We start from the raw sequence: 21,100 nt of genomic DNA, 5'->3' as shown, positions 1-21,100 counted from the left end.
CTTGGCAATGGTGGTCAAGATGGCTTCCGCCCCAGGCGATGGCTGAGCCCCAGGCACAGCACCGCCCATACCAGCGCCTCCGCCGGCAGCAGCCAAGGGGCCAGCTCCACACCGGCCAGCCGTGCGCCGGCCAGGTAGGACAGTGGACCGCTCGTCGCTCCCCCCAGCACCGCCAGCCAAGGGCGCTGCCATAGCCAGGTCAGTGAATGCAGCGGCAGAGTGGCAAACAGCGGCCACAGCAGCCACAGCCAGAGCGGCAGCGGTAGCGCCCCCCATGAGCCTGCCCCAGCGCCGGCAAGGGCAGCCTCACCGCCAGTTGTCGCATCGAAGCCAAAGCCGCCGAGCAGTACGAAACTGCCATCGATGACCAGCCCAAGGGTGGCGAAAGCCGCCAGCAGCCGCCATTCCCGCGGTTGCCCCAGCCAGTAAAGGTGCGCGGTCAGGATCAATGCCGCCACGACGGCGCCTATCGCGCTGCCTCCCAATACGCAGGCAAACCAACCGACCTGAAAGGCCAGGATATTGGCTAGCGAGGCCACCCAGCCACTAAGACGAGGCCGGGTCATGGCGTGCCCGTCAAGGCGGCCCGGCGAGCGCCGGGTTTCGCCATCAGCAGGTGACAGGTGCCGATGCTGCGTTCCAGGAAGCCGCCTTCGCAGTAGCACAGGTAGTAGCGCCACATGCGAATGAAACGCTCGTCATAGCCGAGCTTGCGTACCCGATCCAGCCGCGACTCGAAGCGATGGCGCCACTCGCGCAGGGTGCGGGCATAGTGCAGTCCAATCTCGTCGAGCGAGAGCACGTTCAGTGAGGTGTGGCGGGCCATGCCGTCGAGAATGGCGCGATGCGAGGGCAGGAAGCCGCCGGGGAAGATATAGCGTTTGATGAAATCCATCTCGCGCTTGGCGGCCTCGAAGCGCTGGTCACGGATGGTGATGGCCTGCAGCATCACCATGCCATCGTCGGTGAGCAGCCGATCCAGGGTCTCGAGGTAGGTGTTGAGATACTGGTGGCCTACTGCCTCGATCATCTCCACCGAGATCAGCCGATCATAGCGGCCCTTCAAGGCGCGATAATCCTCTTTGAGCAAGGTGATTCGCTCGCCAAGCCCCTCTTCCTCGATGCGTTTCGCGGTATGGGCGTACTGCTCGTCGGAGATGGTGGTGGTCGTGACCCGGCAGCCGCGGCTCTTGGCGGCATGGATGGCGAGCCCTCCCCAGCCGGTGCCGATTTCCAGCAGATGGTTATCGGGGCCCACGTCGAGCTTGTCGAGCATCACGTCGAGCTTGTGAGTCGAGGCTTCCTCGAGGCTCGCTTCCGGGTGAGGAAAGACGGCACTCGAGTACATCCAGTGCTGGGTATCGAGGAAGGTGGCGAACAGATCGTTACCCAGGTCGTAGTGCGCCGAAATGTTGCGTCGAGCGCCGCGCTGAGTGTTGCGCTGCAGGGCATAGGCGGCGGTCAACAGCCAGCGGCCGAGGCGAGCACTGCCGTTCTCGACCTCGCCGTTGACCCTTTCCATATTGGCGGCAAACAGCCGGGTCAGGCCGACGAGGTCATCGGCTTCCCAGTCGCCGTCCATGTAGGCTTCGGCGGCGCCCACCGTGCCGCCCAGCGCCAGCCGGCGCCAGGCCTGGGCGCGTTGGACCACGACCGTGACGGACAAGGGCCCACCGCGGCCCAGCGTATGACTCTGATCGCCTTCGATCAGGGTGATCTGGCCGCCTTCTAGGTCGTTCAACTGAGCGAGCAGGCGGGGCTTGAGCAGTCGGGTCAGGCGATCGCCCGTCTCGGACTGCGGCGCTGAGGTGGCAGAGCGGATCGTACTCACGGCGGTGTCTCCTCGCGATGGGGATGGTCATGGATCGGCACGCCTTTGGCCCACAGGCGCAGTGCCTCCAGGTGAATGCCGGCCAGGGTCTTGAGGCTCATGAAGGGCTGTCGGACCAAGGCAGCCACCAGCGCGCCACGAGTCGCAGCTCGGGCCTTCAGGGTCAGGGTGGCATCGAAGTGCAGTGCTTCGTCCTTCCAGGTTTCCATATGCATCATCAGGTGCTCCCCGGGCGTCGAGAAGCGCCAGCGATAGATCATGTCCATGGGATTGAAGGGCGAGACGTGCATGGCCTTGTCGAAACTGGCCTGGTGGCTGTGACGCCCCGGATCGACACGGCAGGCATAGCGCACCCGCTCGCCCCATGGCGTGTTGGTGACCTCGGCCAGTAGCGCGACCAACCGGTCGTCGGCGTCATAGGCGTAATAGAGGGTGACCGGATTGAAGGCCACCCCGAGGGTGCGCAACTGGGTCAGCATGCACACCCGCCCCTTAGGCGCCGCGCCGAGTTGGCGTTCGAGCTCTTCCCGGACGACTTGCTTGAGTGGGCGCTCATGGGGCGCCAGATAGTCGCTGCGGCGAAAACGGGCCAGCGCCAGTTTTCCCTCGCCGAAGCCCGGCACGCCGCGAAACAGCGCCGGCAGCTCGTCGAGATCCAGCCAGGCCATCCATAGCCCATAGCGGAAGGCGTGGGCCCTGGGCCGATAGCGGCGATGGCGCAGGTGGCCGTGGTAGATCCTGGAGCGAGGAGCGGCAATCATGCGGGCGCCTCCGCGCCGGTCTCGCTGGCCGTCCGGGCGTCGTCGGCGGGGCGCGGCGTGTCACCCAGCGCCAGGGCTACCCGGCGAGCACTCCAGACGCCATCCTCGTGGAAACCGTTGCGCCAGTAGGCGCCGCAGAAGTGGGTGCGCCGGCCGGTGCCGGAGATCTCCGCATGGCGCGCCTGGGCGGCCTGGCCGGCCAGGGTGAAGCAGGGATGCGCGTAGGTGAAACGCCCCAGTATCCGGCGTGGATCGATGCTGGCGCTATCGTTGAGGGTCACGCAGAAGGTGTGCGGTGCCTCCAGGCGCTGCAGAATGTTCATGTCATAGGTCACCGAGACTCGGGCAGCATTGCCGCGACCGTCCAGGCGGTAGTTCCAGCTGGCCCAGGCGCGCTGGCGGCGGGGCAGTAAGCGGGTGTCGGTGTGCAGCACCACCTCGTTGTCCTGGTAGGGCATGGCACCAAGAATCTCGCGCTCGGCGCCGCTGGCATCCTCGAGCAGTGCCAGGGCTTGGTCCGAGTGACAGGCCAGTACCACCTGGTCGAAGTGCTCGGTGCCATGGCGGCTTATGATCTCGACGCCATCGGCGCGCCGGCGGATGCCTTGCACCGGGCTTTCCAGGCGGATGCCCTCGGCGTAGGGCGCGGTCAGCGCCGGGATATAGGCGCGGGAGCCGCCCACCAAGGTGTGCCACTGCGGGCGATGACTGACCGACAGCAGGCCATGATTCTTGAAGAATCGCACGAAGAAGGCCAGCGGGAAGCCCATCAGGTCCTGGATGCTGGCCGACCAGATGGCCGCGCCCATCGGTAGCAGGTAGCGGTGGCGGAAGTCCTCGCCGTAGCCGCCGGCATCCAGGTAGTCGCCAAGCGTCATCGCCGCGTCCAGGCGGCCGCTATCCAGGTCGCGGACGGCCGAGCGGTTGAAGCGCAGGATATCGGCCAGCATGCGATAGAAGCGCGGGCGCAGCAGGTTGCGGCGCTGAGCAAAGAGAGAGCCCAGAGTGTGGCCGTTGTACTCGAAATCATAGGCGCGCTCATGCACCGAGAAACTCATCTCGGTGGGCTGGCTGGCAACCCCCAGCTCGGCCAGCAGCGCCTGAAAGTGCGGGTAGGTCCAGTCGTTGAAGACGATGAAGCCGGTATCGATGGCGTAGTCGCGGCCGTCCAGCGTCACATCGATGGTCGCGGTGTGCCCACCCAGACGCTCGCCGGCCTCGAAGAGCGTAATATCGTGGTGCTTCGACAGGTAGTAGCCCGCGGCCATGCCGCTGATGCCGCTGCCGATCACGGCGATGCGCTGTCTGCTCATGTTTCGTCTCCTGCTGCCCGGTTATCCCGGTCGCGGGTCATGCGCCGGCCGAGTCGCCAGCGGAGTCCGGGTGGCAGAATGCCCATCAGCTTGACCAGGTAGGTGAAGCGTTTGGGGAAGTGGATATCCAGGTCGCGCTTCTCGAGGCCCTTGAGGATGGCTTCCACGGCGGTGTCGACGCTGACCCGCATCGGCATCGGGAAGTCGTTGCGCTCGGTGAGCGGCGTCTTGACGAAGCCCGGGTGAATCACGCTGACGCCGATGTCTTCGGCGGCGAGATCCAGGCGCAGCGATTCCATGAAGTAGCTGAGCGCCGCCTTGGAGGCACCGTAGGCCTCGGCCCTGGGAAGTGCGACATAGGCCGAGGCGCTGGAGGTAGCCGCCAGCAGCGGCCGGCTGCCGTCGTGGTCGCGTGCCTGGCGCAGCAGCGGCAGCGCCGCCTCGATGGTATAGAGGGCGCCGTGGAAGTTGGGGGCGAAGACCCGCTCGACGAGGTCGACATCGAAGTCTCGCGCATCCAGGTATTCGCAGGTCCCGGCATTGAGCAGGGCAAGCTCGAGCCCGCCAAAGGCTTCCATGATTTGCTTGCCAGCGGCCGCTACGGCCTCGCGGTCGGTGATGTCCAGCGGTACTGCCAGGGCATTGTCATGACCTTCGGTCAGCGCCTCAAGTTTCTCGGCGCTGCGGGCGCTGAGGGCCACCCGATGACCATCGTCGAGCAGGCGTTCGGCGAGGGCGCGGCCGATACCCGAGGTCGCGCCGGTCAACCAGATGCGCTGCGGATGCGGTGTTGTGGTCATGCTTCCTCCTGGCCAGACGGCCGTGTCGGCCTCGATGGCACGCGCCATACGATCCTTCATGCGGCAGCGTCGCTATTAGCTACGATGGCAGTGGCCAATGGGTTTCAGGCCCCGGCGCGTCGCTTGAGATGACGAATCACCCAACCGAGCCCGGGGAGCCGCTCATAGAGCAATTCCCCGGCATCGAAGTAGTCACGGTGGTGCTGCACCTTTTGTAATCCTTCGTCACTGCCGGCCGAAGACGGAGCGAACGTCAGTCGTGAACAACCTTCCACTTCATAGGCCTTGCCCCCTGACAGCCGGGGGTGGCGTAGCGTCATGGTCCAGGTGACGAAGGCGGTGTCGCCCTGGCGCTGCCGTTGATGGAAGGTGAACTGGCATTCCTCTACATTCGTGTACAAGGCTGCGAAGTAGCTCTCAAGTTCGCTCAGACCCTCGATCCGGTGCAGCGGATCCTGAAAGACAATGTCATCAGTGTATACGTTGCCCAATTGATTTGTATAGGTCTTGTCTAGCTTGTTGAAGAAGGCGCAGAAAGCCTCGAGGGCCGGGTCATGAGACATGATGACTCCTGTTCAGGGCGCGCCCCGTCAGGACGCGTCGCTCTTGAGGGCCTTGAAGGCGTCCAGCGCCCGCGCGCGTGCGGCCTTGTGATCGACGATCGGCGCGGGATAGTCGGCCTGGCCAAGCAGGTCGCCTGCCGGCGGCGCATGGCGCTGCTTGGCAGAAAGCGTCGCCAGAGAGGGCAGGTAGGTCTTGATGAAGGTGCCTTCCGGGTCGAAGCGCTGGGACTGGGTGGTGGGATTGAAAATGCGAAAATAGGGCGCGGCGTCGGTGCCGGTGGACGCGGCCCATTGCCAGCCGCCGTTGTTGGCGGCGAACTCGCCGTCGATCAGGTGGCGCAGGAAGAAGGCCTCGCCGCGGCGCCAGTCGATCAGCAGGTGCTTGGTCAGGAACATCGCGGTCACCATGCGCAGCCGGTTGTGCATCCAGCCGGTCTCGACCAGCTGACGCATGGCCGCATCGACGATGGGGTAGCCGGTGCGTCCCTCACACCAGGCCGTAAAGGCGGTCTCGTCGTCGCGCCAAGCCAGGGCCTCGGTGTGTTGCTGGAAGGCCCGGTGACGGCACACTCGGGGAAAACCGATGACGATGTGCTGATAGAACTCCCGCCAGACCAGCTCGTTGACCCAGGCGGTAAGACCAGCGTCACCCTCGTTGAGGCGGCCGTCGTTTTCGGCCAGCACCGCCTGACAGCACTGACGAAAGGACAGCATGCCCAGCGCCAGATAGGGTGAGAGCTCGCTGGTGCCGGCGACTGCCGGCAGATCGCGCTGCTCCTTGTAGTGGCGGCCGCGAAAGCGCAGGAAACGTTCCAGCCGGTCGGCGGCGGCCCGCTCCCCGGCGGGCCAGCGCTCCGGTGCGGCTGGACTATCGCCAAGGTCGGGCAGCTCGGGTACCGGCTCGCTTGAGATTTCTAGCGGCGCCTGGACGGCGGGTGCGTCGCGCAGGGCCAGTCGCTCCGGCGTGAGTGCCCGGTGCCAGGCCTTGGCGAAGGGCGTGAAGACGCTGTAGTAGTCGCCTTGCCCCGTCAGCAATTCGCCAGGGGCGAAGGCGATGGCGTCGGTATGCGCCTTGACCGCCAGGCCCTGGCGGTCGAAGGCGGCGATGACCGCTTCGTCGCGGCGCCACTCGTCGAGGGGATATTCGCGGTTGAAGTGCAGGGCGCAGGCGCCGACCTCTTCAGCCAGGGCGAGCAGGGTGGCCGGGGCGTCGTCGAAGTGGTCGATCTCCCGGTGCAGCAGCGGGATATTGTAACCGGCAAGATCCTCGGCCAGCGCGGCGACGCCGCGATTGAGGAAGTCGAGCTTGTTGGCCCCGTGGCCATGGGCCTGCCATTGGGGCAAACAACGCAAGAAGACGACCACCACCGGGCCCTGACGGGCGGCATCACTCAGGGCGGTGTTGTCGTGTAGTCGCAGATCGCTGCGCAGCCAGACCAGTCGAGGGGCCGCGTTGGCCTGAGTCGCACCTTGCATGATCGCTCCTGTCATTATGGAGGGGGCCGTGTCTGAAGAGGCGCTGTCAGAGGGGGTGAGGCTGGCCGCGATCAGCCCCGGGTCAGCGGCTTGAGTCGAGCGATGGCCTGTATCGGGTCGTCGCCGAGTACCGCGACCTGAGTATCGCTCAACTCCTGCTCGCGGATGCGCGCCACCGGGCCGCAGAGGCCCAACGGTACGGTGAGCTGCTCGGCGAGCTTGGGCAGCTGGCGCCGGAACAGTTCGGCGCGCTCGGCCTGGCCGCTGCACACCAGCATGGCGGCGGCGCTCAGGCGTTGAACGGCGAGCGGCATTTCGTTGAGGGGTAGAGCGGTGTCGAACAGCTGCACACGGTAGCCGGCGTCGCTGGCCGTCAGGGCGATCAGTAACTCCCAGAGCATGCCGTGAGCGTCCGGCAGCCGACTGATCAGCACCATGCCGCCAGTGCCAACCTGGTTGCCGTGATACAGGCGAGTGCCGATGCGGCTGCGCAGGAAGGATTCCAGAGTCGCGCGCTGCAGCGCCGCGCCGAGCTGGTCGCCCCAGTTTTCCTCGAGCGACGCGACAAGCGGCTTGAACAGTTCGCTGACGCAGGTGGCCACTGGGTAGAGCGCCATGGCCTGATGGTAGAGCGTGTCCAGGCGTTCGAGATCCAGGGCTTCGACGGCGGTCTGCCACTGCTGGCGCTGGCCCGTCCAATCGCCGATGGCCGGCATCTGAGGCTCGGGCGGCGCCGGCTGGTCGAGCAGCTCGCGCACCTGGCTGACCGGAACGCCGCGATTGAGCCATTGCAGGATGTGTTCGACGCGCTCCACGTCTTCGTAGGCATAGAGACGATGACCCTTGGCCGTGCGCTGAGGGCGAATCAGGCCGTAGCGTCGCTCCCAGGCGCGCAAGGTCACCGAGTTGACCCCCGTCAATCGCGAAACCTCACGAATAGGGTAGAGCGGCGTATCTGCCGGGTGGGTCGCCTTGGTAGTCATGCGCTTGGGAGCCTCTCGCTGGGTCAGTCGAAACAGCGACTGGCAAACACTGTGCTACGTCGCTGATGGGGCTAAGAATGGTGCAAAATATTATACAAGGCAATGATGTTGTACAAAGTGTGGGGTGAGCGGCATCTCACTATCGCCGCTGATCAGCCGTCGGCACGCTCGTCGATGATGCCGGCCAGGGCATCGACAAAGGCCGGGTGCTCGCCCACCGGCGCAAGCAGCGTCAGCTCGATATCGGGATGGGCCTCGCTCAAGGCGGTGATTTGCCCCGGGACGTCTTCGCGGAGGTGACGGCCGGCGGCGAAGAATAGCGGCAGGATATCGGCCCGCTCGATACCGCTGTCACGGAGCTCGGCCACCGTGGCTTCGAGCGATGGCTCGCAGAGCTCCATGTAGGCCATGCGCAGCGGGGTAGATAGACGCGCTGCGAGGGTCTCGGCCAGGGATTCGAAGGGGGCCTTCCAGCGCGGATCACGAGAGCCGTGGGCGAGCAGAATCAGGGCGTGTGACATGAAAACCTCTTGGCTTCAGGGAATGAGTGGTCGTAATCAGTGGCGTCGTCGTGCATGGGCTGCCCGAGTATCAGTCTTTCAACTGGCCAGTCTTTCAACTCTTGAATTCTTGGCTTTTCTCAGTGGTCGGCCTCATTAGTGACCGATCTCGGCGGCCAGGGCTTGGCCCAGGCCATGCCCGGAAAGCCAGGCTCCCTCGATTCGAGGTGAACGAAAGGCGTCGCCGCACAGCGCAAGGCCCCGGGCACTGAGCCTGTACCCTGGGCCAGAGATCGGCCCGGATGGCTTGGCATAGCGCCAGCGGTGGGCGCCGATGAGACGCGGCTTGGGCAGCGGCCGTGCGTAGAGTGTCTCGAAGGCCGAGAAGAGCCGCTCAGCTACCGTCTCGGCGTCGTCTTCCAGCCAGGCAGTGCTGGCCTCGGGGCTAGCGAGCAGTGTCAGGCTCTCGTCCTGCGATTGCCGGCCGGGCTTGGTGTCGTTGCGGCTGATCATGGCCAGCGGGCCGACATTGACGAAGGCGGCCTGCCAGTCGGCATCGACGCCGGGCAGTGCCGGCAAGGGCTCATCGAAGACCACGTGCCCAGCCCAGCAGGGTTGTTGCACGATGGCGAGGCAGTCGGCGGCAAGCGCCGGATCATGGGGCGCGACCAGCGGCTCGGCCTGAGGCGTCGGCACCGTGACCACCACCCGGGCATAGGGGCCATGAGCGCGGCCGGTGTCGTCGGCTAGCCACCAGCCGTCGGCTTTCTGATGCAGGCCGGTGATGCGCGTCTGAACATGCAGGTTGAGGCCTTCGGCCAGCGAGCGTGTCAGGGCGCTCATGCGCGGCACGGCACTGTAGCGTGTTTGATCGTCCTGGTGGGGCTGCCAACCGTCAGCCTCGACCCGCCACAGTCGCTGCGGCCAGGGAGCCACCAGCCCGGCCTTGCGCCAGACGGCGACCTGGTCGGAGAAGCGCGCCTCACGGACGGTGAAATACTGAGCCCCCAGATCGACGACGGCGCCGGGCAGCCGACGGCTGGTCAGGCGCCCGCCCGGTCCACGCGCCTTGTCGAAGACCTCGCTTGAGATGTCGTGACTGGCGAGTGCCTGGGCGCAGGCGAGTCCCGATAGGCCGGCACCGATAATGGCGATGGAAGGGGTGGCAGTCATTAATCCTCCGGGGACTGGCGTGGTTGGCGTTGCAGCAATCGGTTACTAGGTTAACAGATTCGTACAAAAGCTGTATAACTCTTGGTTTGTCCTGCGATGGTCCGTCATCGCCTTCTGGGGCTGATGCAGGCAAGGAGTCCTGGCGTGACAGTATCGTCATGAGTCACTCTTGCTGTCAGGCTCCTGTTCTCAGCTTTCTGTCCACGGATTCTAGTTCTCGGGCGCTGGGGCAGCATCTTTCCTCGGGTCAGCTTGCCAAGGCGAGACAGCTCGATGTCGGCGGGTAGCACATAGGTTTAGCATTCTAAGGAGGCAGCATGCGTATTCTGGTCACTGGTGGAACCGGCTTCGTCGGTAGGCCCCTGTGCCAACGCCTGGCCAAGGCGGGGCACGAGCTGCTGGTGGTCTCCCGAGATCCGGGCAGCGCTCGGGGCTTGCTGCCGGAGGGTGCGAGGGTCGCGGACTCGGTCATGGCATTCGCCGAGGCACGGCCGGAGGCGATCATTAACCTGGCCGGCGAATCGATCGCCGGCAAGCGCTGGAGCGAGGCGCAAAAGCATCGTCTGGTGGACTCTCGCGTCGGTATCACTCGGGAGCTGGTGAAGCTCTGTGATCAACTCGCCGAGATCGGCGAGGCGCCGCGGGTGATGGTTTCCGGCTCGGCGATGGGCTATTACGGCGATCAGGGCGATACCCGGGTCACCGAGGAGACGCCGCCCCACGACGAATTCGCCCACCGCCTGTGTGAGCGCTGGGAGCAGGAAGCCAAGGCCGCCGAGGCCCACGGTGTGCGGGTCGTGCTGGTGCGCACCGGACTGGTGCTCGAGAAGGACGGCGGCACCCTTGCGAAGATGCTGACGCCCTTCAAGCTGGGGCTCGGCGGCCCCTTCGGCAGTGGGCGTCAGTTCATGCCCTGGATCCACCGCGAGGACATGCTGGCGCTGCTCGAATTTTTGCTCGAGCGCGAGGATCTCAGCGGCCCCTTCAATGCCTCGGCCCCGCATCCAGTGACCAATGCCACCTTCTCTGCCACCCTGGCCCGCCACCTCAAGCGGCCGGCCTTTATGGCGGTGCCGGCCTGGGTGCTCAAGGCAGGCCTCGGCGAAATGGCCAACCTGCTGCTGACCGGTGCCGACATGCGCCCGGCACGCCTCGAGGAGGCCGGCTTTCGCTTCCAGTACCCGACACTCGATCAGGCGCTGACGGCGATCCTCGGGCGCTAGCGCTGTTCGAGTCGGTTCAGAGCTCTCGGCGCCTTCGTTCCCCTTATCACCAAGATTTCCCTTGGCACCAAGAGATTCGTGAGTAGCGGCATTGCCGTAAAACCCAGCGCGCCCGGCCAATTCGGCCGGGCGCGCTGGGTTTCAGGCGTGCCGTGGGCGGGCACCGGGATCGGCGCCCTCATCGAGGCTAGTCGGTGTCGATGGTCACGATCACGCGCACCGCATCCAGGCGTAGCCGGGTGCCTTCGATGGCGCTATCCAGCGCGGCCCGGGTGTCGGCGAGGGCCTTCAGCTCATCTTCACGCACCGCCGGATTGTGTCGGGAGAGCGCCTTGAGGCGGGAAAGCTCACCGTCCAGGGTCTCGCGCATGCGGGTCTGGGCGGCCTCGACGATGCTCGGCAGCTCGCGCTCGGCTTCTTGCTCGCCCTGGGTCAGAAGCTCGCGCAACTGGTCGTGGCGGTCCTTGATCAGGTCGCGGGCCACCGCCTTCTTGACCTTGGTGAGGTTCTTGGCGAGCCCGCCGAAGGAGACCTTGGAGGATAGGTTGCTGCCGGTTTCGTCGAGCAGCACGCGCACCGCGGTGGCCGGCAGAAAGCGGTTGACGTGCAGCTTCTTGGGCGCCGGACAATGGGTGCGGAAGACCAGCTCGGTCATCAGGCGGCCGCCGGGGATCGCCGGATGCTTGAGCAGGGCAAGCGCCGTGTTGCCCATGTTGCCGTCGAGCTGGCGCGCCATCATCTCGCGCACCAGCGGGTGCTCCCAGGACAGGTGCTGCACGTCGTCCCGCGCCAGGGCCTGAGAGCGCGACAGGGTGGCAGAGAAACCGTCCTCGCCTTTCACCAGTCCCGGCAGGCCGTCGAGCATCTGCGGGCTCGGCTGCAGATGCATGATATTGCCGCCGAGCTCCTGGCTGTCGACGCCGAAAATATCCAGCGCCTGTTCCAGGTAACGCGGCAGCGCCTTGTCGTCGTCGAGCTCGCGGATCGCCTCGATCACCTTGGCGGCCCGGGCGGGGCGGCAGGCATTGTGCTCCAGCAGGCGATTGCGGCCGGCCTCGCGCTCCTTGAGCTTGGCAGCGAAGAGCGCGCGGGTCTCGGTGATCAGCTCCTCGAGGCCTTCCTCGTCGAGCAGCGCCTCGGCCAGCTCGTCGCCGAAGGCATCGAACAGCTCGCTGCCCACTCCATGGGGGGCGCTGAAGGCGTCCATTCCTTCCCGATACCAGCGTAGCAGGCGAGCGCCGGGGCTCTGTTCGAACACCGGCACATGCAACTGGATGGCGTGCTGCTGGCCGATGCGGTCCAGGCGGCCGATGCGCTGCTCGAGCTGGTCCGGGTGCTGGGGCAGATCGAACATCACCAGGTGGCGGCAGAACTGGAAGTTGCGGCCCTCGGAGCCGATCTCCGAACACACCAGCACCTGACAGCCGTCCTCGTCATCGGCGAAGGCGGCGGCGGCGCGGTCGCGCTCGACCAGCGTCAGGCCCTCGTGGAACACCGGCGCATGCACGCCGCCCAGCACCCGCAAGCCCTCGGCGAGCTCGAGGGCGGTGTCGCGGTCGTGGGCGATGACCAGCATCTTATCGTCGCCGACCTCGGTGAGCTGTTCGAGCAGCCAGGTCACTCGGGGGTCGAACTGCCACCAGGGTTCGGCATTGAGCGGGTCCTCGCCGAGCGCCCGGTACATGGCGTCCGGGTAGATCAGCACATCTGGGTGATCCAGCCCGGTCTCGATCAGCAGCTCGTCGAGGTAGTCCTCGTCGCGTTCGATCCGGCGCAGCACACGGCGATAGGCCGAGGGCAGGGCGAGTTCGCTGACGTGCAGCTCCCGGGAGGGGAAGCCGCCGACGTGACGTCGGCTGTTGCGGAACATCACCCGGCCGGTGCCGTGGCGGTCGAGCAACTGCTCGGTGAGCTGGCGCCTGGCCGACTCGCGCTGGGCGTCATCGCTTTCCGGCTCGGCCAGGGTATCGAGCAGGGCCTGGCTGTCGGCGTCGTCGATCACCGCATCGATCCGTGTCCGGGCGGCAGTGCTCTCGGCCGTGGAGCCGGCGGGCAGCGTCTCCAGGGCATCGATGGCCTCGGCCACCTGCACGTAGCCGGCCTCCTCGGCCTTGAAGCGTTCGAGGTCCTGGTAGCGGTCCGGGTCGAGCAGGCGTAGCCGTGCGAAGTGGCTCTCGAGGCCCATCTGCTCGGGGGTGGCGGTGAGCAGCAGCACGCCGTCGATGGCGGTCGACAGGCGCTCGACGCAGCTGTAGCCGGGGCCCTGTTCGTCCGGAGCCCAGTCCAGGTGGTGGGCCTCGTCGACGATCAGCATGTCCCAGTCGCAGGCCTCGGCCTGGGCCTGGCGGTGCGGGTTATTGAACAGCCACTGCTGGCTCGCCAGCACCAGTTGGCCGGTCTCGAAGGGATTGCCGTCGCTATGGGCCTGGCTCTGGTGCTCGTCGAGCAGGGTGACCTTGAGGGCGAAGCGACGCAGCAGCTCGACCAGCCACTGATGCGTGAGGCTGTCCGGCACCAGGATCAGCGCCCGCTCGGCGCGGCCGGTGAGCAGCAGCCGGTGCAGGATCAGGCCGGCTTCGATGGTCTTGCCAAGGCCCACTTCGTCGGCCAGCAGCACACGGGGCGCATGGCGGTTGGTGATCTCATCGGCGATGTAGAGCTGATGCTCGATCAGGTCGACCTTGGGGCCGGCGAGACCCAGTGCCGGGTTTTGCTCGATGCGATTATGGTGGTGCAGGGTGCGGAAGCGCAGGTTGAACCAGTCGTTGCGGTCGACCTGGCCGGTCAGCAGGCGGTCGCGGGCCTGGTCGAACTGCATGGTGTCGGCCAGTTGGGCTTCGGGCAGCTCGCGCAGTTGGCCTTGGTCGTCCTCGCCGATATAGACGATCAGACCGCGCTCTTCCTTGCTGTCGTCGACCAGCATCTGCCAGCCCTCGGCGGACTGGATGCGGTCGCCGCTACCGAAGGCCACCCGAGTCAGGGGGGCCTGGCGCACGCTGTAGGTGCGTGTTTCCTCGCTGGCGGCAAACAGCACGGTGACGGTACGGAAATCGCAGTTCAGGACGGTGCCCAGGCCCAGCTCGGCTTCGCCGTCGCTGATCCAGCGCTGGCCGGGAGAAAATTCGCTCATGCTGCCTCGGATACTGAAAGGGTCGATGCGCACGTAGCCGGCACAAAGCGGCCGACGACGACAGGGCGCGGTATCTTACAGCAAAGCGAGGCGCGGCTTAAGTAGGCAAGGCGTCAGCTGGGAAAGCGAGGGCCGCATGCCGTTGACGTCATGCGGCCCTGGGGGTGAATGAGTGGCTAGAATACGCGTTCAGCGCCTCGTCCAGGCCTCGAGCTGGGCGCGGGTAAGCTCGCCGACATGGCGCTCGACCAGCCGGCCGTCGGCATCGAAGTAGAGGCTGGTGGGCAGTCCCGGTGACTCGACGATAACGCCCAGGCGCTGCTGCGGGTCGAGCAGTGTCTGGTCGAAGCGTAAGTCGTTATCGTCCAGATAGCGCACCACCTGCAGCAGCTCTTCCCCTTGGTTGGCGGTGACCACGGTGATGTCGTCGCGACTGGCTACTGCGGCGAGCAGCGGCATTTCGCGCAGACAGGGCGGGCACCAGGTGGCCCATAGGTTGATCAACACCGGCTGGCCCTCGAGCGACGCCAGCTCGATAGGCTCGCCGTCGAGGTTCTCGAGCGTCAGTTCGGGCAGGTTTTGCAGGGTGGCGCTCGATCCTAGTGGATTCCAGCTGACCAGCGCTAGCCACAGCGCCGAGCAGCCAAGCAGCAGCGCCAGGCCGCCCAACATGCGCCCCATATGGGCACGCAGCGTCCAGGCCGTCCAGGCGCTGGCAGCGGCGAGTCCCGCCAGGCCCAGGTAGCCGGGCTGCCAGAACTTGAGGGCGTCCAGCGGCGCGGCGGCGAAGCTGTCGAGGTGGGTTAGCACATGGCCCAGGCGCGCCGCGACCAGCCAACTGAGCAGCAGGCCATTGAACCAACGGGCATGGGCGCGTCGCGGCAGGCCAAGCAGCACCAGGCTGAGGACCAGCAGGACAAGCGCCGCCGCCAGGGCATAAAGACGCGGTAGCGAGATCAACAGCGGGCCGATGGCCAGGGCATCCATGTCGTCGGGCTCCGGTAAGTAGCGAATAAATATAAGTGGCTAGAAAAGGGCGAGCGGGCGGCAGGCGTACCGGCGCCGCATGGCAAAGAGTCGCGCTTAGCCTACTGTCTCGCCCGATGGCTGTCACGGTTGACTGTCACGGATGCCTGTCATAAAGAGAGAGCAGCACGACGTGTCGCGCAAAGGAGCGCAGGCGCTTGGCGACAGGGCAATAATGGGACAGGATAGCCGCATCCCTCTGCCGGAGCCGGTCCCATGCGCCACCTCGTTCCCTTGATCCTGATCTGCCTGCTTGGCCTGAGCGGCTGTTCCACGCTCTCCTATTCGGTGAGCGAGGACACCCTGCAGCAGGAACTGACGGCGGCTGTGGAAGGCTTCGACCGAGCCCAGCTCAAGGCCGGCTCGCCGCTGTCGCTGAGTCTCGAGTCCACCGAGCTCGCCGTCGGTCCGGACGGTCGCGACGTGGTGCGTATCGCGGTAGCCGGCCGCGTCGCCGTCAACGCCTTCGCGTCCAACCTGCCCGCCGATGTGTCGTTGAGTCTCGAGGGCATGCCCTATTACGACAACGACGAGGGAGCGATCTACCTGCGTCGCCTGACGCTGCTCGACAGCCGCATCGATGCGCCCTGGCTACCCGTGGATGTCGCGCCGGTCACCGACATGGTGGTGCGCCTGGTCGCCCAGACCCTGGAGAGCGTGCCGGTATATCGCCTGGATCCGGACGCCATGGGCTGGGGGTGGAAGGAGCGCCTGGCTTCGCGAGCCGTGACCCTGGATATCGAGCCCGGCAGGCTGGTGCTGAAGCCGGGGCTCTAGACGACCCGGGCCCTTCGCATTGGGTATCATGAGGCGCTGCGCGAGGGAGGCGTCTCATCGGTGATGTTGACTTATCCACACCCCTCGCACGATTCAAACGACCCACAACAGGTCAAACGATCCACATCGGGAGCTTTCATGGCCAAGCCTGCCTTCGACATCCTGCGCGCGCTAGCGATCGCCAGTCAGGCCGTTGGCCTGATCGCCATCATTACGCTTGAAACCGTGATGGGCGATGCCGCTCGGCCCTGGCAGGGGCTGACGCTCGGGCTGATGATCGCCTCAGCACTGGTGCTGGCGGTAGCGCGGACCTATCGGCGCAATCGTCAGCGCAGGCAGGCAGATCGCGGCTAAGGGCGCATTCACCATGGCGCTCAGGCGCCCGCGGCGGTGGGCCGAATGCTCATCGGCGCACAGCGCCGTGGGTCGATGGTGACCACCTGCAGATGATGCCCCTCGGGCAGGGGGTAGCTCAGCACTCGCCAGGCGCAGCCCGGGGAACTGCTGCCCTGGCTCTGGTAAAGGCGGGCGCCGCGAGCGGTCAGGCGTTTACATAGCGCGGCAAAGCCGGTGTCGGGCACTTCGAGGGTCATGCGGCGTGGCGGTGAGGGCGTTGCGCTCTTCACCAGCATCAGTACCTGGGTATGCCCTCGGGCGTCGCTGCCCAGCTCGAAAACTGTTCCCGTGGGGGTAGCGATCAACAGCGGCAGCAGCTCGCCGAAGACCTGGGTCAGCGCATCGAGGTCACGAACCCTGAGGGTTGCCTTGTCCAGAGAAAGGCGTTGCATCTTGGCCTCCTGATCAGCGTGTCTATGCCGTGAGTGTTGTGCACGGCGAGGCGCGGTGCCGCTGAATTGTCGCTATGCGTGTGAGTGGCTGGGCCTATCGAGCGGCAGGGCAGACGCAAAAAAAGGGGCGGTGGCTCATGGCCACCGCCCCCTTTTATATCGCCTTATCTGGACTTATCTCATCGCTAGATCAGGCACGAAGGATCTCGCTACCGTGCTTCGCGGTCAGTCCCAGTCGGGCGCGAAGTCGGGGTTGGCGATGCGCTCGCCTCGATCGAGCGTAGCGATCTCTGCAAGCTCGTCGTCATTCAGGGTGATCTTCAGCGCCTCGATGTTGCTCTTGAGGTGATCGGCCTTGGTAGACGACGGGAAGGTCACGATATCCAGCGCCTGAAGCCAGGCCAGCGTGACCTGTGCCGGGGTGGCATCGTGGTCGGCGGCGATGCGCTTGAGGGTGTCGTCTTCCATCACCTTGCCCACGGCCAGCGGCATGAAGGCAGTGACCGCGATGTCGTGGCGCTTGCAATGTTCCACCAGTGCGCGGTTCTGCAGGAAGGGATGGACCTCGATCTGGTTGGTCAGCAGTACGCCTTCGCCGAGGATATCCACGGCCTGGTCGATCTGCGCCATGGTGAAGTTGGACACACCGATATGACGGGTCTTGCCGGCCTTCTGTACCTCACGCAGTGCGGTGAGGTAATCGCGCATCGGCACCTCATCGTTCGGCGACGGCCAGTGAATCAGCAGCAGGTCGACGTAATCGGTGCCGAGCTTGTCCAGGCTCTCGTCGACGCTCTTCTTGAGATCATCGGGCTCGAGAGTGTCGTGCCAGACCTTGGTGGTCAGGAAAATCTCGTCACGCGGCACCGAACTCTCGGCGATCGCCTGGCCGACCTCGGCCTCGTTGCCATACATCTGGGCCGTATCGATATGGCGATAGCCCAGGTCAAGAGCGTTGTTGACGGCGCTCTTGAGGGTATCGCCCTTAAGACGGAAGGTGCCGAGCCCGGGATTGGGAATAGCGGTGTGCTGAGTCATGCAACCTCCGTAACAATGGGCAAGATTCGTGCCTGACGAGTCGCTCCCGTTAGGCATCGATAGCTGACTAATAAACCTTGGGATCATCCCGCCGGATTCAAGGGCGGGATGAGAAGCGTCGATGACGGCTCCTGGCGACTCAGAGGCCGAGTGCCTCGAGCAGTACCTTGGCCACTGGCTCGGAAGAGGGCGGGTTCTGGCCGGTGATCAGGCGGCCATCCTGGCGAGTGTAGGGCGTGAAGTCGTCGGCCTTGGAGTAAACGCCGCCGCAGCCGATCAGCGCATCTTCGACCAGTTGGGGCACGATCTCGGTCAGGCCCACGGCGTCTTCCTCGCCGTTGGTGAACCCGGTGACCTCGCGGCCCTTGACCAGCGGCTCACCTGACTCATCGCGTGCATTGAGCAGCACGATGGGCGCATGGCAGACCGCCGCCACCGGCTTCTGCTGAGCCCAGAAGGTTTCGATCAGGCGGATAGAATCGGGATTGTCGACCAGGTCCCACAGCGGGCCGTGACCGCCCGGATAGAAGATGGCGTCGAAGTCGTCGGCCTTGATCTCGGACAGGCGCTGGGTGTTGGCCAGCTTGGCGTTGGCCGCATCGTCCTGCTTGAAGCGACGGGTGGCATCGGTCTGGCTATCTTCTGCGTCACTGGCGGGGTCCAGCGGCGGCTGGCCGCCCTGGGGGGATGCCAGAGTTATCTCGGCGCCGGCATCCAGGCAGGCATAGTAGGGCGCCGCCAGCTCTTCGAGCCAGAAGCCGGTCTTCTTGCCGGTATTGCCGAGACGGTCGTGAGAGGTCAGTACCATCAGAATGCGTTTGCTCATGGAAGCTCCTGGTGATGGTTTGAAAGATGATTTGGAAAAAGGTCACAGCTGATGCCTCGCCGCCCTCGGCGGCGAGTTAATGATAGCCACTCTAGAGACCGTCACCGTATTCGGGAACTGATGAATACTGATACAAGATATGCGCTATGTGCATATGCTGAGCGGGAACTCGATCTGGATCATGGATAGCGCGCCTGCTCGCGAGATGCTCTCGACGGTGTGCCTGGTTTAACGGCCGGAGTCAGTGCGGCTTCGGTAAGCCTTGGCAAGCCAGAGCGCCAGCAGGGTCAAGGCCAGGCCGGCAAGCATCAGCGCCCAAAGGACCAGCAGCGGCGTCTCGAGTTCGCCCAGCGGCCCATCCCGGTAGCTGCCGTGCCACATTGCTCCCTGCACCAGCCAGAAGCCGAGGGCCCCGATCAGCGACTGGTGGAGGTGGCGTATCAGCAAAAATCCCCAGACCAGGCTCCAGCCAATGGCTGCCACCAGTGGCCCGGCTGCCAGCCAGCCCAGGCCTTGTGCTTGCCAGGTGAGACCAGCGCCCAGCGATATCCCGGCTAGCAGCGCCGCGATCGCCAGTGAGATCAGACACTCCCTGAGCCAGGCCGGCTGAGCTGTAGCGGTTGCGGGAGTCGCTGTCGAGGCCGCCGCGGCTATCGAGGAAGCATGGGTGGTCGAGGAGGCGTTGGTTGTCGAAAGAGCGAAGGGCCGTCGAGCCATGGATCACCTGCCAATGAATGGATTCTAGGGATACTCCTACAGGGCCCCCGTGAGTATGGCAACGTCAGGGTCGTCATGGATCCTCAGACGCAAGAGCATGGATGGCTGTCGGATCTCCATGGGTGAGATACACTCGAAGTGCGTCACCCCGTTATGGGGGTGGTCGGCAAGAACGGCAAAAAGCTCGTTGGCAAGACAACAATTTCCTTGAAAGGAGCCGAGATGCAGCCGCTTAGCTATTACTACGTCAATGTACTGGAAGCGATGGAGAAACCCTGCGACGTTCCCGCTGCGGAGCGCCAGGAAGGCTTCGACCTGCTCTATCAGCAGGGTGGGCGAGTGGAAATCGACCTCATGCAGCAGGCTGAAAAGGCCCTGGCACAGGGGACACCCTTCCACTGGCACGAGGCAATCGACGCCGAGCAGCAAGCCAAGCTGCGCCGCGCGCTCGAGGACCAGGACCCGGCCAAGATTCACAAGCTGCTCCACCGCAACGGCTATGCCAGCGTCCTCTATCACCATGCCCGCACCCATTTTTCCCCGGTACCAGGTGCCGCCTGATGGCCGGCGTCTTCGATGACGGGCGCTAACTGGGCGTCGCATCGAACCTAACAAAGCGAACCAAAAAAGAGACCGCCTCGGCGGTCTCTTTTGGTAGGCGGCCAGCCGGCCGCCTTGCTTATGCACAGGCCTGGATTAGGGGCCCGGTCCGGTCTCAGGCTGGCCCGACGATGTGCTTGACCTCGAGATAGCCGGCCAGCCCCCAAGGGCCCAATTCGCGGCCAATGCCGCTGATGCCGAAGCCGCCCCAGCCCGTTTCGGGCAGCACCAACTGCTCGGTATTGAACCAGATGCTGCCGGCCTTGAGGGCACGGCCGACGCGCTTGGCGCGCTCGGCGTCGCCGCTGATCACGGTGGCGGCAAGGCCAAACGCCGAGTCGTTGGCCAGCGCAATCGCCTCTTCTTCGCTTGCCACGCTTCTTGCGCACAACACCGGGCCGAAGATTTCCTCGCACCACAGGCGGCTGTGGGTAGGCACGTCGCGATACAGCACCGGGGCGACGAAGAAGCCCTGATCCGGCAGGCGGCGATGGCGGGCGTCGCGGACGGCCTCGAGCCCTTCGCGTTCGGCCAGCGCCAGGTAGGAACGCACGGCATCGCGCTGGCGTTCGCTGGTCATCGGGCCCATGTCGGTGCCCTCATCCAGCGGGTCGCCCAGCGTCAGCGCGTCGATACGTTCGCCGAGGGCGGCATACAGCGACTCGCCGATCGCCTCGTGGACGATCAGGCGCGAGGTGGCCGAGCAGATCTGGCCGCTGTTGAAGAAGATGCCTGCCATCACCCAGTCGGCGGCCTGCTCGACGTCGGCATCGTCGAGCACCAGGATCGGTGACTTGCCGCCGAGCTCCAGCGACACGCCGCGCACGCCACGGGCGGCGGCCTGCATGATCTTCTCGCCAACCGCGTTGCTGCCGGTGAAGGAGAGCTTGTCGATGCTGGGGTGCTGGCTCAGGGGCGCGCCGATGCCGTCACCGTCACCGTTGAGCAGGTTGAGCACACCGGCGGGCAGACCGATCTCGAGGGCGATATCGGCCAGCGCCAGCTCGGGCAGCGGCGTGACTTCCGACGGCTTGAAGACCGCGGTACAGCCGGCGGCCAGTGCCGGGGCGAGCTTCCAGGCGCTGGTCACCAGCGGGAAGTTCCAGGGCGCGATCAGGCCGACCACGCCGGCGGGGTCTTCATAGCAGCGGGCCTCGACGCCGTCCATGGCATGTTCCACCAGGCGCCCCTGCCGGGCCTCCAGAGCGCGGGCCTGATTGGCATAGTAGCGGTAGCAGGCGATGGCATCGTCCAGGTCGATGCCGGCTTCCATCAGCGCCTTGCCGTTGTTGGTGGACGAGAGCCGGGTCAGCGTCTCGCGGCGTGCGCTCAGGGCCTCGGCGAAGGCGTCCAGATAGTCGCCACGGGCATTGCCGCCAAGGGCTTCCCAGGCGGGCTGCGCCTGACGAGCGGCGGTAACGGCGGCCTCGACATCGGCCGGGTCGCCGGCGGTGACTTCGGCGATCACCGTTTCCCGAAACGGGTCCATGACGGCCAGCCGGCGCTGACTCTGGCTGGTCACCCAGTGATTGTTAATGAACTGCTGGTCGATCTTTTGCATGACGCGCTCCGTCA

The 21,100-nt window shown here is 65.4% G+C and carries 21 protein-coding genes; 4 read left to right on the top strand and 17 right to left on the bottom strand.

The annotated features are described in order from the left end of the window. Positions 1-14 precede the first annotated feature (14 nt). From HUS66_RS13725 to HUS66_RS13680, 10 genes are all read right to left on the bottom strand, one after another. A complete protein-coding gene (locus HUS66_RS13725) occupies positions 15-566 on the bottom strand; it encodes a DUF2878 domain-containing protein (RefSeq protein WP_175071528.1) in 552 nt (183 codons plus the stop codon). Beyond that, positions 563-1,831: an SAM-dependent methyltransferase gene (locus HUS66_RS13720; RefSeq protein WP_175071526.1), complete on the bottom strand. Its 1,269-nt coding sequence runs from the start codon at positions 1,829-1,831 to the stop codon at positions 563-565. Before HUS66_RS13720 ends, HUS66_RS13725 begins: the two co-directional genes overlap by 4 nt. Beyond that, positions 1,828-2,592 (bottom strand): DUF1365 domain-containing protein, encoded by a 765-nt coding sequence (locus HUS66_RS13715; RefSeq protein ID WP_175071524.1) that lies wholly within the window; start codon positions 2,590-2,592, stop codon positions 1,828-1,830. The genes HUS66_RS13720 and HUS66_RS13715 overlap by 4 nt, the downstream gene beginning before the upstream one ends. Further along, entirely contained in the window at positions 2,589-3,905 is a 1,317-nt protein-coding gene (locus HUS66_RS13710; protein WP_175071522.1) for an NAD(P)/FAD-dependent oxidoreductase, read from the bottom strand. Before HUS66_RS13710 ends, HUS66_RS13715 begins: the two co-directional genes overlap by 4 nt. Then, positions 3,902-4,705: an SDR family NAD(P)-dependent oxidoreductase gene (locus HUS66_RS13705; RefSeq protein WP_175071520.1), complete on the bottom strand. Its 804-nt coding sequence runs from the start codon at positions 4,703-4,705 to the stop codon at positions 3,902-3,904. The genes HUS66_RS13710 and HUS66_RS13705 overlap by 4 nt, the downstream gene beginning before the upstream one ends. Before the next feature lie 104 nt (positions 4,706-4,809). Next, the gene (locus HUS66_RS13700) at positions 4,810-5,268 is read right to left on the bottom strand and encodes a nuclear transport factor 2 family protein (protein ID WP_175071517.1); all 459 of its coding nucleotides are present in this window, start codon (positions 5,266-5,268) and stop codon (positions 4,810-4,812) included. Between the two features lie 27 nt (positions 5,269-5,295). Beyond that, on the bottom strand, positions 5,296-6,744 hold the full coding sequence (phrB, locus tag HUS66_RS13695; RefSeq protein WP_175071515.1) for a deoxyribodipyrimidine photo-lyase: 1,449 nt from the start codon (positions 6,742-6,744) through the stop codon (positions 5,296-5,298). A 71-nt stretch (positions 6,745-6,815) separates the two neighbouring features. Beyond that, on the bottom strand, positions 6,816-7,727 hold the full coding sequence (locus HUS66_RS13690) for a MerR family transcriptional regulator (RefSeq protein WP_175071513.1): 912 nt from the start codon (positions 7,725-7,727) through the stop codon (positions 6,816-6,818). 152 nt (positions 7,728-7,879) lie between these two features. Continuing rightward, positions 7,880-8,248 (bottom strand): sirohydrochlorin chelatase, encoded by a 369-nt coding sequence (locus HUS66_RS13685; protein WP_175071511.1) that lies wholly within the window; start codon positions 8,246-8,248, stop codon positions 7,880-7,882. Between the two features lie 135 nt (positions 8,249-8,383). Beyond that, the gene (locus tag HUS66_RS13680; RefSeq protein ID WP_175071509.1) at positions 8,384-9,400 is read right to left on the bottom strand and encodes an NAD(P)/FAD-dependent oxidoreductase; all 1,017 of its coding nucleotides are present in this window, start codon (positions 9,398-9,400) and stop codon (positions 8,384-8,386) included. 317 nt (positions 9,401-9,717) lie between these two features. Here HUS66_RS13680 and HUS66_RS13675 point away from each other — a divergent pair, with 317 nt between their 5' ends. Beyond that, positions 9,718-10,623 (top strand): TIGR01777 family oxidoreductase, encoded by a 906-nt coding sequence (locus HUS66_RS13675; RefSeq protein ID WP_175071507.1) that lies wholly within the window; start codon positions 9,718-9,720, stop codon positions 10,621-10,623. Positions 10,624-10,810: 187 nt separating this feature from the next. Here HUS66_RS13675 and rapA read toward each other — a convergent pair whose 3' ends face one another. Together rapA and HUS66_RS13665 are read right to left on the bottom strand one after the other, a co-directional pair. Next, positions 10,811-13,753 (bottom strand): RNA polymerase-associated protein RapA, encoded by a 2,943-nt coding sequence (rapA, locus tag HUS66_RS13670; protein ID WP_175071505.1) that lies wholly within the window; start codon positions 13,751-13,753, stop codon positions 10,811-10,813. Positions 13,754-13,942: 189 nt separating this feature from the next. Then, positions 13,943-14,740 (bottom strand): TlpA family protein disulfide reductase, encoded by a 798-nt coding sequence (locus tag HUS66_RS13665; protein ID WP_175071503.1) that lies wholly within the window; start codon positions 14,738-14,740, stop codon positions 13,943-13,945. Between the two features lie 255 nt (positions 14,741-14,995). Between HUS66_RS13665 and HUS66_RS13660 the strand changes: the two genes are divergently transcribed. Further along, entirely contained in the window at positions 14,996-15,556 is a 561-nt protein-coding gene (locus tag HUS66_RS13660; protein ID WP_175071501.1) for a DUF1439 domain-containing protein, read from the top strand. A gap of 138 nt (positions 15,557-15,694) precedes the next feature. Beyond that, the gene (locus tag HUS66_RS13655; protein ID WP_175071499.1) at positions 15,695-15,910 is read left to right on the top strand and encodes a hypothetical protein; all 216 of its coding nucleotides are present in this window, start codon (positions 15,695-15,697) and stop codon (positions 15,908-15,910) included. Positions 15,911-15,930: 20 nt separating this feature from the next. On the opposite strand, the gene HUS66_RS13650 is transcribed toward HUS66_RS13655, so the two are convergent. The 4 genes from HUS66_RS13650 to HUS66_RS13635 form a co-directional block, all read right to left on the bottom strand. Next, positions 15,931-16,344: a hypothetical protein gene (locus tag HUS66_RS13650; RefSeq protein WP_175071497.1), complete on the bottom strand. Its 414-nt coding sequence runs from the start codon at positions 16,342-16,344 to the stop codon at positions 15,931-15,933. Between the two features lie 225 nt (positions 16,345-16,569). Beyond that, complete coding sequence (dkgB, locus tag HUS66_RS13645; RefSeq protein ID WP_175071495.1) at positions 16,570-17,382, bottom strand: 2,5-didehydrogluconate reductase DkgB; 813 nt, start codon at positions 17,380-17,382, stop codon at positions 16,570-16,572. A gap of 139 nt (positions 17,383-17,521) precedes the next feature. Then, positions 17,522-18,208, bottom strand: a complete 687-nt coding sequence (locus HUS66_RS13640; RefSeq protein WP_175071493.1) for a type 1 glutamine amidotransferase domain-containing protein — start codon at positions 18,206-18,208, stop codon at positions 17,522-17,524. 228 nt (positions 18,209-18,436) lie between these two features. After that, positions 18,437-18,925 (bottom strand): hypothetical protein, encoded by a 489-nt coding sequence (locus tag HUS66_RS13635; protein ID WP_175071491.1) that lies wholly within the window; start codon positions 18,923-18,925, stop codon positions 18,437-18,439. 222 nt (positions 18,926-19,147) lie between these two features. On the opposite strand from HUS66_RS13635, the gene HUS66_RS13630 reads away from it, so the two are divergent. Then, on the top strand, positions 19,148-19,486 hold the full coding sequence (locus HUS66_RS13630; protein ID WP_175071489.1) for a hypothetical protein: 339 nt from the start codon (positions 19,148-19,150) through the stop codon (positions 19,484-19,486). A gap of 154 nt (positions 19,487-19,640) precedes the next feature. Here the strand turns inward: HUS66_RS13630 and HUS66_RS13625 are convergent, their stop codons facing one another. Continuing rightward, positions 19,641-21,086, bottom strand: a complete 1,446-nt coding sequence (locus HUS66_RS13625) for an aldehyde dehydrogenase family protein (RefSeq protein WP_175071487.1) — start codon at positions 21,084-21,086, stop codon at positions 19,641-19,643. Positions 21,087-21,100 lie beyond the last annotated feature (14 nt).

Origin of the sequence: Onishia taeanensis, assembly GCF_013349955.1 — a bacterium.
In the GTDB taxonomy this organism is placed as follows: Bacteria; Pseudomonadota; Gammaproteobacteria; order Pseudomonadales; family Halomonadaceae; genus Onishia; species Onishia taeanensis_B.
The sequence above is the reverse complement of the archived record's forward strand: the minus strand, read 5'-3'. Positions and strand labels throughout refer to the sequence as shown.

Excerpts from the sequence above, each read along its gene's own strand:
- HUS66_RS13725 (WP_175071528.1), bottom strand. The coding sequence starts at position 566 with ATGACCCGGCCTCGTCTTAGTGGCTGGGTGGCCTCGCTAGCCAATATC.
- HUS66_RS13715 (WP_175071524.1), bottom strand. The coding sequence starts at position 2,592 with ATGATTGCCGCTCCTCGCTCCAGGATCTACCACGGCCACCTGCGCCAT.
- HUS66_RS13710 (WP_175071522.1), bottom strand. The coding sequence starts at position 3,905 with ATGAGCAGACAGCGCATCGCCGTGATCGGCAGCGGCATCAGCGGCATG.
- HUS66_RS13705 (WP_175071520.1), bottom strand. The coding sequence starts at position 4,705 with ATGACCACAACACCGCATCCGCAGCGCATCTGGTTGACCGGCGCGACC.
- HUS66_RS13700 (WP_175071517.1), bottom strand. The coding sequence starts at position 5,268 with ATGTCTCATGACCCGGCCCTCGAGGCTTTCTGCGCCTTCTTCAACAAG.
- phrB (WP_175071515.1), bottom strand. The coding sequence starts at position 6,744 with ATGCAAGGTGCGACTCAGGCCAACGCGGCCCCTCGACTGGTCTGGCTG.
- HUS66_RS13690 (WP_175071513.1), bottom strand. The coding sequence starts at position 7,727 with ATGACTACCAAGGCGACCCACCCGGCAGATACGCCGCTCTACCCTATT.
- HUS66_RS13685 (WP_175071511.1), bottom strand. The coding sequence starts at position 8,248 with ATGTCACACGCCCTGATTCTGCTCGCCCACGGCTCTCGTGATCCGCGC.
- HUS66_RS13680 (WP_175071509.1), bottom strand. The coding sequence starts at position 9,400 with ATGACTGCCACCCCTTCCATCGCCATTATCGGTGCCGGCCTATCGGGA.
- HUS66_RS13675 (WP_175071507.1), top strand. The coding sequence starts at position 9,718 with ATGCGTATTCTGGTCACTGGTGGAACCGGCTTCGTCGGTAGGCCCCTG.
- rapA (WP_175071505.1), bottom strand. The coding sequence starts at position 13,753 with ATGAGCGAATTTTCTCCCGGCCAGCGCTGGATCAGCGACGGCGAAGCC.
- HUS66_RS13665 (WP_175071503.1), bottom strand. The coding sequence starts at position 14,740 with ATGGATGCCCTGGCCATCGGCCCGCTGTTGATCTCGCTACCGCGTCTT.
- HUS66_RS13660 (WP_175071501.1), top strand. The coding sequence starts at position 14,996 with ATGCGCCACCTCGTTCCCTTGATCCTGATCTGCCTGCTTGGCCTGAGC.
- HUS66_RS13655 (WP_175071499.1), top strand. The coding sequence starts at position 15,695 with ATGGCCAAGCCTGCCTTCGACATCCTGCGCGCGCTAGCGATCGCCAGT.
- HUS66_RS13650 (WP_175071497.1), bottom strand. The coding sequence starts at position 16,344 with ATGCAACGCCTTTCTCTGGACAAGGCAACCCTCAGGGTTCGTGACCTC.
- dkgB (WP_175071495.1), bottom strand. The coding sequence starts at position 17,382 with ATGACTCAGCACACCGCTATTCCCAATCCCGGGCTCGGCACCTTCCGT.
- HUS66_RS13640 (WP_175071493.1), bottom strand. The coding sequence starts at position 18,208 with ATGAGCAAACGCATTCTGATGGTACTGACCTCTCACGACCGTCTCGGC.
- HUS66_RS13635 (WP_175071491.1), bottom strand. The coding sequence starts at position 18,925 with ATGGCTCGACGGCCCTTCGCTCTTTCGACAACCAACGCCTCCTCGACC.
- HUS66_RS13630 (WP_175071489.1), top strand. The coding sequence starts at position 19,148 with ATGCAGCCGCTTAGCTATTACTACGTCAATGTACTGGAAGCGATGGAG.
- HUS66_RS13625 (WP_175071487.1), bottom strand. The coding sequence starts at position 21,086 with ATGCAAAAGATCGACCAGCAGTTCATTAACAATCACTGGGTGACCAGC.